Source organism: Ruminococcus sp. MCC718 (genome assembly GCF_018783905.1).
In the GTDB taxonomy this organism is placed as follows: Bacteria; Bacillota; Clostridia; order Lachnospirales; family Lachnospiraceae; genus Hominisplanchenecus; species Hominisplanchenecus faecis.
Genome location: NZ_WQNP01000002.1, coordinates 1 through 13,690 on the forward strand (window position 1 = coordinate 1; position 13,690 = coordinate 13,690).

Below are 13,690 nucleotides of genomic sequence, written 5' to 3' on the forward strand. Positions count from 1 at the left end.
ACTATTGAAACCGCCGTGTACCGAACGGTACGCACGGTGGTGTGAGAGGACGGCGGTTAGTCACCGCCTCCTACTCGATTTTTGAAGTACTATATCAGCTTTTTCTTTTCATACAGAACAAAATTGCATTTGGTATTTGGTAAAATATATTATATACTATAAAAAGAACAACCTTATATAGTATATCTGCTTTACACAAAGATAATATCCGATTTCGTAGAGTACCTTACTCCACGATTCAGTATATGGAAATATATACCAAATATTTACTTAATTTTACAAAATATCACATAACTTGTCAACATATGAGAGAAGATTTCTTGTAAATATTAAATAGCAAAATTGCATATAACAAACATTTACCAATAATATAGAAAAACCAGATACATTATGTAAATCATGAGAGGAGAATTCTGCTTATGTTTCCAATAGAAGAAAATATTTATATGCCACAAAATGAAGAACAACAAAAGGTTTTGTACAAAAAAATACTCGAATCTTTTTCTGCGGTCCGCACACCTGTTCTTTTCAAAAATATCATTGAAGAATGGATGGAAAACAGCAAACCCTTATTGAAAGCATCTACATATATTAAATATCGAAACATGATCTGTTCGTACATTCTCCCATATCTTGAAGATTATACAACAGAGGAACTGACTGTTGACTGTCTGAACACCTTCTGCAGAGAATTATTATGCAGTGGCGGGGTAAAAAAGCAGGGACTTTCCACCAAAACCGTGTCGGATGTACTGTCACTTCTACGCAGTATCTTCCGCTATGCGAATACCAAAGGAATCGTACTTCCATGCACCGGGAAAGAAATCATAATCAAGAAATCTTCCCGTGAATTCCGTGTGTTCAGCATAAATGAGCAAAAACAATTATGTACATATTTATGCAAACATATGTCCTATAAAAACATGGGAATTCTTATATGCCTCTACACAGGACTTCGTATCGGAGAAATATGTGCCCTTCGCTGGAATGACATTTCATTACAGGAAAATACGCTGTATGTTCACCAGACTTTGCAGCGCCTGCAGAATGAAAATAACAGCGGCAAAAGAACGTCTCTTATCTTATCAACTCCCAAAAGCAGCTGTTCTATCCGAACCATTCCTCTTCCGGATGATATTGTCACCATTTTGAATACTTCTTTTCCCAAAAAAGAAGGTTATCTGCTGACTGGCTCAGATTCTTATGTAGAACCCCGAACGATGCAAAACCATTTTAAATATGTACTGACTGCCGCACAGGTAGAAACAACAAACTTTCATACTTTACGCCATACTTTTGCGACAAGATGCGTAGAAGCCGGGTTTGATATTAAAAGTTTAAGTGAGATTCTTGGTCATTCCAATGTCAATATCACCATGAACCGCTATGTTCACCCGACAATGGAACTGAAACGTCAGAATATGCAGCGACTTTCCTGCCCTTTCCCCTCCGATTTCGTGGAGTAAGGTACTCTGCGAAAATCAATCATCTAAATGATAGTACAGGAGGAAAAAAGATGAAAAGAGTAAAGCAGGCAATGAACAAAGTCTTTTCGTTTTGCATGGTAATGATGCTTGTGCTTGGCATGGCAGTCATCCCGGCAGAAAAGACAAACGCAGCAAATGTCAATGAGCAGATTCAGAATGCCAAAAATGCAGTTGTGCAGGTTATGGTTTGTGTAAAAGATCCATACGGCAACTGGACAAATCTGGTTGCAGGTACCGGATTTTTAGTTGGAACAGAAGCAAACGCACAGTATGTTATTACGAATGACCACGTTGCACATGCTACAAGCACCGAGTGGCTGAACGATGATATGGCAAAGGGTATGCAGACCATCAGTCAGCAGACAGAGTATACCAAGATTAAAACGAAAGTGCGAGTAGTCCTGAAACGAGATTCTTATATTGATGCATCTATCGTACAGAGCAGCTCGGATGCAGACCTGGCAATCCTGAAACTGGAACAGCCGATCTACAACCGTGCACCGATCGTATTAAATGCAACAACAGAACCGCAGAGTACAGAAAAAGTATACGCTCTGGGATTCCCGGGACTGGTACAGGCATACCAGGATGACAAAATCTATACAAGTGATGATGTTACCGTAACAGACGGAAGTGTTTCCAAAGTAGCAGCAAGTTCTGTTCCTACCGGAAGCCCGATTACTTACATCAATCATTCCGCAGCTATTTCAGAAGGCAATTCCGGCGGTCCTCTGCTGAACGAAGAAGGCGAGGTTATCGGTGTCAATGAATGGGGAAGTACAACCGGTGACACATCTTATTACTATTCTATCCAGATCAAAGAAGTAACCGATCTTCTGGATGCGATGGGCATTGATTACATGAAATCAGGAGATTCTGTCGCAGCAGCAGATGGTGACAATACAGATGCAGCAAGTGACAGTGAAACAGAAACAACAGTTGTTACAGAATCTGCTTCCGCAGTCGATGAACTGTTGGACAAACTTGGAACAAGTATCAGCGAAGCAAAAGCAGTAGATACTGCTTCCTATACAAAAGATTCTGCACAGGCTCTGACCGATGCGATCACAGCAGCAGAGGATACACAGAAACTTGGCAATATGGCAACGGAAGAAGAACTGCAGAAAGCGATTGATGCTCTTGCAGATGCAAAAATGGGACTGGAAGAGCAGACAGGTTCCAGCCTTCCGATGGGGGTTATTATCCTTATCGTTGCAGTGGTTGTAGTTGCACTTATTATTATCATTGTTGTAGTGATGAATAACAACAAGAAAAAAGAAGAAGCGGCAAGAAAAGAAAGCCAGGCACGTAAGATCGCCGGCGGAGCAGGCGGTTTCCAGCAGAACGCAGGATTTACACCGAGAGATACTTCTTCTTACGGCGGAGATGACGGTTCTACTCCGACAGGCGTCCTGAATGAAGGAAGCAGTGCAACAACGGTACTGAGCAATGCAAACATGCCGAATGCTACACTGATCAGAAAGAAAACAAACGAAAGAATTACAGTTAATAAAGCAGAATTCAAGATTGGTAAAGAGAGACGTAAAGTGGATTACTGTATTTCTGATAACACAAGCATCAGCCGTCTGCATGCGACCATTATCTACAGAAATGGTTCTTTCTATATCGTAGATAACAATGCGACAAACGGAACCAGTGTAAATGGCAGCAGCCTTGCAGCAAATACAGAAAAAGCATTGGCAGGAAACGAGACAATCCGTCTGGCAGATGAGGAATTCATTTTCAGATGTTAATGTAGTGTGAGGGATGAGTGAGGTACTTGTATGATTTATAAAATTGCAGCCTATAGCGATATAGGTATCGTAAAAAAGACAAATCAGGACTCAGTACTCATGAAGGTAGCACAGACAAACCATGGCAGGGTTTGTCTGTGCGTTGTATGTGATGGCATGGGAGGTCTGGCAAACGGAGAACTGGCAAGTGCTACCGTGATCCGGGAATTTGACAAATGGTTCCGGAAAGACCTTCCGGCTATGCTGGAAATGCCGGTGTTCCCGGTTGAGGAGCTTCGGCTGCAGTGGGATAATCTTGTTTTGGATCAGAATAAAAAACTGGCAGATTATGCATCCAGCACAGGTACACGTATGGGTACGACTGTTGTCGCATTTTTAATCGTAGGTGAGAATTATTATATTATGAACATTGGTGATTCCAGAGCCTACATGATCACAGATGCGATCTATCAGCTGACAAAAGATCAGACTTATGTACAGTTTGAGATGGATGCCGGACGCATGACCTGGGAAGAGGCACAGGTACATCCACAGAGAAATGTACTTCTTCAGTGTATTGGTGCTTCCGAGCAGATCAATCCGGATTATTTTATAGGACAGGCAAATCCGGACACAACATTTCTGTTATGTTCAGATGGATTCCGACATCTGATTTCCCCGGATGAAATATATGAAAAATTAAAACCGGAAATTTTAGATAATGAAGATACGATGCTTCAAAATGCAATTTCACTTATTGAACTGAATAAAACCAGAAAAGAAGTGGATAACATATCAGTGGCTGTTATCCGGACATGTCGGGAGGGATAAAAATGCTGCAGATTGGTTCCTATGTAGATGGGAAATATAAAGTACTGAACAAAATAGGCCAGGGCGGCATGAGTGTCGTTTATCTGGCATTGAATGAAAAAGCGAATAAGACCTGGGCAATCAAAGAGGTTCGCAAAGACGGAGTGCAGGATTTTACCACCGTCAAACAAGGTCTGATCGCAGAGACAAATATTTTAAAAAGTCTGAATCACAAATACCTTCCGAGTATCATTGACGTTATTGATGACGGCGATTCTTTTCTGATTGTCATGGATTATATTCAGGGTAAATCGTTGGATAAGATTTTAAAGACAAGCATGGAAAAAGATGGACTGCCGATCGCACTGGATGATGTGATCTCATGGGGCAAGCAGCTGTGTGAAGTTTTTTATTATCTGCACACAAGACCGAATCCTATTATTTACCGTGATATGAAACCTGGCAATGTCATGTTGAAACCGGACGGCGAGATTTCGCTGATCGACTTCGGAACAGCACGAACCTTTAAACAGGGAAATCAGGAGGACACGACCTGCCTTGGTACACCAGGTTATGCGTCTCCGGAACAGTATGGGGGAAACGGACAGTCTACACCGCGAAGCGATATTTACTGTCTGGGAGCGACACTTCATCATCTGATTACCGGACGAAATCCTTCTGCTACACCATTCAGTTTCCCGAAGATCACGCAGTGCAGACCGAGTCTTATCGATGAAAATCCAAGAGAAGACCTCAACAAACTTCTGGGTCTGGAAATGATCATTGACAAATGTACGCAGTACGAACCGGAAGACCGTTACGAATCCTGCCTGGAAATGTTATATGATCTGGAACACATCGAAGAACTCAGTGTTCCTTACCGTAAAAAGCTAAAACGAAAACTGGTCGGGTTCACTGTCAGTGCAGTGGCGGCTGTTCTCTGCGGTGCAGTATCACTTGGATGCTTCTTCGCAGAACAGAAAACAGAAAAGAGCGGATACAGTTACTATATCGATCAGGCGAAAAAGAGTGACGGCATAACCAAGACGGATTATGCAAAGAAAGCAATCGATATCGATCCTTCCAACGAACAGGGTTATCTGTTGTATCTGGAAGCTCTCCGGGATGACGATGGCAAATTTTCCGGTCAGGACAGCCAGGATTTTAAGGCAGAATTGCAGAAAATGTCCGGAAGAAAAACGTATGAAGAAATTCTGGAGCAGAATAACGATGGTTATGTCAATCTTGCATATCAGCTCGGAACTGCCTACTATTTCGCAGGAGGGGGCGGAAAACCGTCCGGTGACAAATCACTTGCAAGCACCTGGCTTTCCATTGTCGCACAGTCTGTACTGGATGATACAGAACTTGGCAAATTAGGTCTTGAAGCGGGAAGAAAACTTTCCCAGGCCAAGATCCAGGAGTACGACATCAATGCAAATCTTGTGGAAACCTTTCTCAGTATTTGCAATTATTATGGGAAAGTCGGACAGGAAGACAGCGTAACCGGAGAGATTAAATATTCTTACAAAGATTTCTGGAATGAGCTGGCGAGTCTGGTTGACCAGCAGCCGTCTGAGATCAGTAACGAGAGTAACACAAGACTGACGCAGCTCAGACTTTTGGATGATATTGCTTATCAGATGTACAGCTATGCAGCACAGTTTGCTTCAGACGGAGGCGTGGACAAAGCAACTTTTCAGAAGGAACTGGCAGCGATCAAACAACGAGTATCAAATGCAAATACAGGTTCCAATCAGACTGCAAAACGAATTCAGGAGAATACACTGACAACTATCGAAAATGCAGAAAGACAGGTCGATTCCCTGTATGCTGAAAACTCTAAGGTATTGAAGAGTGGAGGTGAGCAGTGATGGGACAGGCACAGAATATTGAAAAGCAGATACAGTTATTGTCAACACTCCACATCGGATTCATGGCAGCGGGCATTTTCTTCCTGATACTGGCGGTAGTTCTGTTCATATATCTGAAGATACCGGAAGTATTTAACGAATACCGTGGCAAAAGTGCAAAAAAAGAGATGGAACAGATGGCTGCAAACTCATCCGAGTCCGGCGGCCTGGTTACACACAGCAGCAGGAACTTCAAAGCAAAAAAGAACGATCCAAGCAAGCGATATTATACGGAAGAGTTGCATCAGGAATTTGAATCTACGCCGGTGCAGCTGGCATCCGGACAGCAGCCATTTGCAGAGACAAAACCGCAGGAGGCAGCCTTTCAGAGCCAGGCGGAAGAAGGAACCGAGCTTCTGGATGAACAGGCAACAGAAGTGCTGGGCGAGAAGCCAACAGAACTTCTGGGAGGAAGTGCAACAGAAGTACTCGATGAAAAACCGACTGAGGTACTGGGAGGCACAGAAACCGAAATATTGGATCAGAATGTAGCGGAACTTTTGCAGCCGGAAGCTTCAGAAGAGGCAGACGAAAATGCAACCGAAGTACTGACCGAAGAAAAACCAACCGAAAAAATCAAAGTAAAAGAACAGGGGACGATGGTTCTGGATGCTTCAATGCTGAAACAGAACAAAGGCGTGTTTGAGATAGAACGAAGCATTGTGCTGATCCATACGGATAAGGTGATCGAATGAGAAAAAAAGAAGTTGCAGCAAAATTAAACAAGGCATCGATTCTTTTCTTCCTGCTGTCCTCGCTGATCATTCTGATGCTTCCGTTTGCCGACAGTGAAACAAATTCGGCATTGTCCATCGCATCCGGAGTGATCTTCTGGGCAGGATTGATTCTTGGAATTGTATGCTATTACCTTAGTTATAAAAATATCAAAGATGTGCAGGAGTATCAGACACTTGCAAAAAGAAATCGAATCGGTGCACTTGCACCGGGAAGCACAAGGGAAGGAATGATCGTAGATATTCTGTTTGTACCGACCTTTGTGATTTCCATTCTGGGAACATTTGTCATGCTGATCCCGTCACCGGTCATGCTGGTCAGTATGTGGATCGCATTAGTTACCTTATATGGTCACTTTGTTCTCAATGGCAGAGTTTATAAATTTTTACATATGGGAAAGGAAAGAACCTCCGGCAGGAAAACATCAAAAAGCACAACATCCCGCCGGAATCAAAAGGAAAAGAAAGGAGAAAAAACAGATGAAACAGGGAATTAACAAAGTACTGGCATTGTTTCTCGCCGTTGTTCTGGCATTCTCGCCGATCGCAGTAGCCTTTGGTGACAGCATGACTGTATACGCTACCGAAGCAAGTACCGAGAGCGAAACCGGAAGAAGCAGATCTGCCGCAGACCTGCATGAAGCACTTGAAACAAGAGCCGAGACAGAAACCAAAGTCGTCCAGAATGATAACAAGATATCAGATGATACAGAAAAAGATGATGGCGACACAACTGGCAGCGGAAACAGCAGTAGCAATGGAAACAACAGTAATGGTGGAAACAGTGATAACGGAGGAAGCACAAGAGAGACTCCAGCACAGCCGACTACGCAGGAATATAAATATACTGTAAACCTGCCAGGTAAGGTTGGCGGTGTAGATTTTGGAACAGTAACACTGACAGTAAAAGATCAGGATTATACGGTATCTGCTGATAATAAAGTTACACTGCCGGCAAAATTGGAAACAGCGGATATTACAGCAGTAAAAAACAATAATTATAACCTGAGCGATGTAAGTGTAGAAGGTACGACCATTAAAATAGCAACAGCAACACCGAATGTTTCAATTACGATGACGGGTGCCGCAAGTATTACAGTGGGAAATACCGAAAAATATGCGGTGACATTGTCTGATGAAGTATGGAAAGATGCAGTAACATGGGAGCTTTCTGACAAAAATGCCGCAACTTTGGATAAAACTACAGGAAATGAAGTTAATGTGAAAGCGAAAGGATTTGCCGGTGGCGATTCAACAGCAACAACTTTAACTGCCAAAGTCGGAACGGTTAGTAAAAGCACAGATATCACGATAAAGAAAAAAGAAGTAAGTAATCTGACATTGGCGGTTACTCCAAGTGAAAATGGAAAGCAAGGATGGAAAACTCCGGTTAATGTTACCGTAACAACAGATCCTGAACTGGCAGGACAAACAGTCAAAATAACAAAAGTAAAAGACGGTTCAAAAGAAACCAAAGATGTCACAATTGGTCAGGATGGAACAGGAAGAATTGCAGGATGGGAGCTGGATAAGGCAGCTGCAGAGTATTCTTTTACGGCAAGTTTTGCAGGAAATGAAACCTATGCTCCTAAAACAACTGCGGAAGCAACAGAATATAAGTCAACTCTTGAAAAACAGGATCCATTCCAGTTAAAGGGAGATAATATTGATCCTGATAAAACAACGGAAGTAAAAGACAAAGATGGCAACATTACACAGTATCAATATGAACTCAAAGAATCAGTATATCCAACGTATGGAGCTGAGCTGGAAATTGGTACAATTTTTGGAGGAACAGAAGATACATGGGAAGCTTCTAACTATAGCTTTGCAAACAATGGGAACAATAGCTTAAAGGTTGATGCCGGTAAATTATATTTTACTGCAAAACAGGCAGGAGACTTTAATATAACCGTAACCAGAACAAAAGACAATAAGTATAATTCTGTCAGTATGACCTTTAAGATTAAAGTTAAGAAAAAAAAGCTTCATATTGATAACAGCAGCATCATTCCAGAAAATCGTGTTTATGATGGTACAAATGTAATTAATGGTATTACAGCAAAATTCAAGGCAGATGATCTGGTGGTAAATGATCAAAATAGCTACAAAGATACTGTGTTGACGTTAGAAGGTCAGACGGAAGATGCCAATGCAGGCGATGGCAAAAAAGTAAGCGAGATAAAATTAGTAGGCGATTTGCCGAACCACATTGCGAATAATTATGAACTGACAGGAATGAAAGATCTGGAAACTGAGGTTGATATTGCAAAGAAAACCTTGACCATGGAAGTAGTCATTGCGGATAAGAAGATTCCGACAGTCATAAACAAAGGGAAAACATATATTGAGCGGGCATTTGATGATGACAATAAAACAAAGGATTTATCTGTACAGGTAAAAGGATTTATTGATGATAAAATTCCTGAAGGTTATATAAATCCAACAGTAAAAGAAGATGTGGATAAGAAATCAACAGATGCACCGGAAACATATGTTGATGATTATTTTATACCGGATGTTTCGGATATTTCGAAAGCAAATGCTACGGGCAATTATGAATTTGACACTGCCAATGCAAAAGGATTGGGATTGTATATTACAGCATCTAAGGCATCAATTGATGGCAGAGCAGTCCAGGTTGAAAACGGAGATAGTACAAATGTATACCAAGAGGTAGCAAATGGATTAATTTACTATAGATATAAAAAAGGGGAAAAAACAGAGTACCCTGTTATTAAATGGCATATTACAGATAAGTATAATTCGTATTCCAAAATTTTTATCACAACAGATGCACCTACCAATCCTTCAAGAGGTTGGAATGACTGTGAAAAAAATTTATATACATTAAATGATAAGGTATTTGGTGACAACCAAAATGAAGGTACAAATACCTTATATATTAAGTTAGCAACGGCTAGCGGTGGAGAATCAGGAGAATTCTCTTTAAAACTGGAGAAAGATAATAGTGAACCGACAGCATCTGTGAATATAAATCCAACTGATACAATGTATGAGTTTGGACAAAAAGTCACATTCGGACATTTTACAAATCAAGCATATGAGGCAACAATGACGGTTAGTGACGACAACGGTTCAGGTATTAAAAAATGGTCTTATAAAAAGTTAGAAATCGAAGAAAAGGAAGGAAAGTATAATGATCAATATAAGGCAGAAGATCTTGATGTTAATAGATTTACAGAAGTAAAAGAGAGTGACAATAAAAAAGAGATTTTACTGGGAAATGGTAAGGAATCGGGGAAATTTATAGTTTTTGTATATGTGGAAGATAATGTGGGAAATAGCAGGCTTTATGGATCGAATGGTTTGATTATAGATAATCCTGCCAGAGACACATTGGAATTGAATTGTGAAGGAAACTATATAAAGAGAAACAATGATCCAGTCTATTATTATCAGAAAAAGGCAGATTTTAAGGTTACTGCAACAGATGTGGATTCTGCTGTTAAAACAATTACTGCAACAATAGTAAATGAAGATTTACCAGAAGACTCTGAAGAAAAAATTAAGCAAATACCAGTGTTTACCATTCCAGCATCTAAGGATAGCAAAGGCTATACTCTCGATGAATTAAAGAAATATAGTAGTAGATCTGGATCAATCTCAAAACAGTTGGATGATGGGACTTATAAATATAGTATCACAGTCAGTGCAAGGGATTTAGCTGATAATGAAATTGGTAATGAGACAAAAGAATTTGTTCTGGACACTTTAAAACCTGTAGTCGAAAGCGATATTAAATATGCAGACGAAACGAAAATTGGAGAGGATCATCAGGATCAGGGAGTTTATTACAGTAATCAGGCAGTAACAATTACTACCAAGGTAACGGAACGTTTTACGGATGCTTCTTTGATTCATCTGAAACTGGAAAAGGATGATAGGTTTTATACAGCCAATACGTTAGCTGACTGGGAAAAATATGCAGCGAATAGTAATGAAGTGGATATCCATATTACGAGAAATGCTGATTCTGACCCTGACCCTAACAAAGCAACAACAAAGATTGAACTTACGATTTATCCTACAGACGGAGAAGAACATAAGTATTCTTATAGTGCAAGTGCAGAGGATTATTCTGGTAACTGGAATGACTATAATGAAGAGAAAACTATAAACTTCCGTCTCGACCAGAAAAAACCGGATGTAAAGATTACCTACACACCTACTAATAAAGACAATCAGCAGGAAGCGGCATTGAGTCCAGGTTCAGGAATCATTTATCTTGGCGAAGATTACCAGAATTTTGCAGTCGAAATAATGGTAACAGAAAAGAATTTTAAAAAGGGCGATTCCATTCTTACTACATACGGAATTCAAGCCACTGATTCGTCTGGTAAACGGATAGATAAAGATAAATTGGAGGCAAGAGCGAATAAGCTTTCGAGTTATGATAATGGTAAGTGGACTTCAGAACCAGATGATACTACGCATAGAGTTAATCATACATATGACAAAGATGCGAATTATACTTTCGGCATTTTTACAGTCACCGACCTTGCAGGCAATAAAACTACCGTAAACGGTGCAAAGATCACTCTGGATAAAGTCAGACCGACTGGTACACTGACTGTTGCTAACCTGGTGAGTGGTGGTACCAAAGGTGAGATTTCCTGGAATAAGCTGGTATCAAAACTGAGCTTCGGACTTTTCGGTAAGAATTCTGTCAAGGTCAGCATGACCAGTGCGGATGCGACAGCAGGTCTTAAGTCCACACAGTATATTGTGACAGATACGCTGAAAAAGAGAAGTGAGCTGGAAGCAGAAACCAAATGGAAAGATTACAAAAAAGGAAATGTACTGAAGCTTAACAAAAACAGAAATTATATTGTTTACGAAAAGGTTATAGATAAGGCAGGCAATACAGACTACTTCGGTACAGACCGTGTTGTTGTTGACGGCAACAGTCCGAAACCGGAAGTAACGATCACACCATCTGCACCGGGATGGGGCAAGGGCGTTTACAGTGCATCCGATAATCCTGGATTTGATATTCTGGTTACAGATCCGATTGAGAATGATTCTTATGCAGGTCTGAAATCCGTGACCTACACCATTTCCGGCGGAGCAAACGGATACAAGGAGAGCAACACCGTAACGTTCACTGCAAAGGATCACAGACAGTCTTATACCGGACATGTAAACATTGATCCGTCTCGTTTCTACAGCAACAATGTACAGGTAACGGTAGAGGCAGTTGACTACTCTACAAACGGAGCAAGTAAACAGACTGAGGAGATTAAGATCGACAATCAGGCACCGAAGGTTTCCTTCACCTTTGACAAGTCGGATGCGGTTAGCGGCAAGTACTACAACAAGGACAAGACACTGACGATCACCGTAGACGAGAGAAACTTTGATGATTCTTACAAACCGGAAGTTACTTCCAGCACAAATCAGGGATGGAGCTTCAGCGGATGGTCCGGCAATGGTGAGAAACATACCGGTACGATCACATTCACCGGTGATGCAGACTACACGGTAAGCTATTTCTGCTACGACAAGGCAGGAAATAAATCCAACACTGAGAAACTGGATGAGATCACGATCGATAAGACAAAACCGACCGTTGCAGTTTCTTATGACAACAACAATGCAAAGAATGGCAACTACTATCAGGAAGGACGTACCGCAACGATCACGATCACAGAGCATAACTTTAATGCTTCTGGTGTGACAGTTACAACAACAGCAAATCTGGACGGTGGTTCGGTTGCAGTTCCTCAGGCAAGCGGCTGGTCAAGTTCCGGTGATACACATACCGCTACAATCAGTTATCCGACGGATGGTGATTACACCTTTACGATCAGCATCACCGATATGGCAAGCAATGTATCTGATCCATATGCAACAGACAGCTTTACCGTTGACCTGACAAAACCGACGATCGAGATCAGCAACATCGAAGATCATTCTGCAAACAAGGGAACGGTAGCACCGGTTGTAACACTGAACGATACGAACTTTGACCGAAGCAATGTGAACATTCAGCTGACAGGCGTACACAAAGGTGTTGTAAATACAGCAAATATGTACATGACGGCAGATACCGGAAAAGGTCAGGTTATCACATTTGCAAACTTCGGCAAAAACATGGATGACATTTACACACTGAAAGCAGAGACAACCGATAAGGCCGGCAATGCTTACAGTACAGAAATCGTATTCTCTGTAAACCGTGACGGTTCTACTTACCAGTACAACGATTATACAGAGGAACTCCTGAAGAAAGGCTATACAAACAATCCGAAGGATATCGTGGTATCTGAGATCAACGTAGACTCCCTGACACTCAGTGAGCTGACCCTGTCTAAGAATGGAACCGTACTCACTCTGAAAGAAGGACAGGACTACGATGTACAGAAATCCGGCGGCGATGTAAGCTGGAAAGAATATGTATACACCATTCATGCGGCAAACTTTGAAGATGAGGGTGATTACACTATTTCTATTTATTCTGAGGATAAAGCAAAGAACAAGACAACCAATACATCAAAAGCAAAACAGGTAGAATTTATCGTGGATAAGACTTCGCCGGTAATCTCCGTAGCAAACCTGCAGGAGGGCGGACACTACAAGACCGATGAACAGGAATTCACAGCAAACGTAGACGATAATATGGCACTGGATAAAGTGGAATATTATGTAGACGGTGAGCTGAAAGAAAGCTTTGACGAGAAAGCTGTTATTGAACAGAATGGAGCTTTGAAACTGAAAGTCGGATCTGCTGCGAAATTCCAGGAAGTAAGTGTAAAAGCTTACGACAAGGCTGACAATGAGCCGACAATCGTAACGATGAACGTCCTGGTATCTGCAAGTGGATGGGTACAGTTCTACAACAACAAACCACTGTTCTTTGGAACAATCATACTGATTCTTCTGATCGTAGCTGGAGGCGTTATTATTGTAATGCGTGTCAACCGCAACGGAAGCCTGAAGATGACAACAAACAGAAAAGAACAGAGAAAATAAATCTTGTAATAAGATTT

General features: G+C 41.3%; 7 protein-coding genes. All 7 read left to right on the forward strand.

Features of this window, described 5'->3' with window-relative positions:
* The first annotated feature begins 446 nt into the window (after positions 1–446).
* The 7 genes from GPK60_RS00020 to GPK60_RS15180 are packed head-to-tail and all read left to right on the forward strand — an operon-like array spanning position 447 to position 13,673.
* Positions 447–1,466 carry a tyrosine-type recombinase/integrase gene (locus GPK60_RS00020; protein WP_276572153.1) on the forward strand — a complete coding sequence of 340 codons (1,020 nt, stop codon included), beginning with the start codon at positions 447–449 and terminating at the stop codon, positions 1,464–1,466.
* Positions 1,467–1,516: 50 nt separating this feature from the next.
* On the forward strand, positions 1,517–3,241 hold the full coding sequence (locus GPK60_RS00025; RefSeq protein WP_215658584.1) for a trypsin-like peptidase domain-containing protein: 1,725 nt from the start codon (positions 1,517–1,519) through the stop codon (positions 3,239–3,241).
* Between the two features lie 30 nt (positions 3,242–3,271).
* Positions 3,272–4,051 carry a protein phosphatase 2C domain-containing protein gene (locus tag GPK60_RS00030; protein WP_215658585.1) on the forward strand — a complete coding sequence of 260 codons (780 nt, stop codon included), beginning with the start codon at positions 3,272–3,274 and terminating at the stop codon, positions 4,049–4,051.
* A gap of 2 nt (positions 4,052–4,053) precedes the next feature.
* Positions 4,054–5,904, forward strand: coding sequence for a serine/threonine-protein kinase (locus GPK60_RS00035; RefSeq protein WP_215658586.1), 1,851 nt, complete (start codon positions 4,054–4,056; stop codon positions 5,902–5,904).
* Positions 5,904–6,638 (forward strand): hypothetical protein, encoded by a 735-nt coding sequence (locus tag GPK60_RS00040; protein WP_215658587.1) that lies wholly within the window; start codon positions 5,904–5,906, stop codon positions 6,636–6,638. Before GPK60_RS00035 ends, GPK60_RS00040 begins: the two co-directional genes overlap by 1 nt.
* A complete protein-coding gene (locus tag GPK60_RS00045; protein ID WP_215658588.1) occupies positions 6,635–7,174 on the forward strand; it encodes a hypothetical protein in 540 nt (179 codons plus the stop codon). The genes GPK60_RS00040 and GPK60_RS00045 overlap by 4 nt, the downstream gene beginning before the upstream one ends.
* Complete coding sequence (locus GPK60_RS15180) at positions 7,158–13,673, forward strand: hypothetical protein (RefSeq protein WP_252191243.1); 6,516 nt, start codon at positions 7,158–7,160, stop codon at positions 13,671–13,673. The genes GPK60_RS00045 and GPK60_RS15180 overlap by 17 nt, the downstream gene beginning before the upstream one ends.
* Positions 13,674–13,690 lie beyond the last annotated feature (17 nt).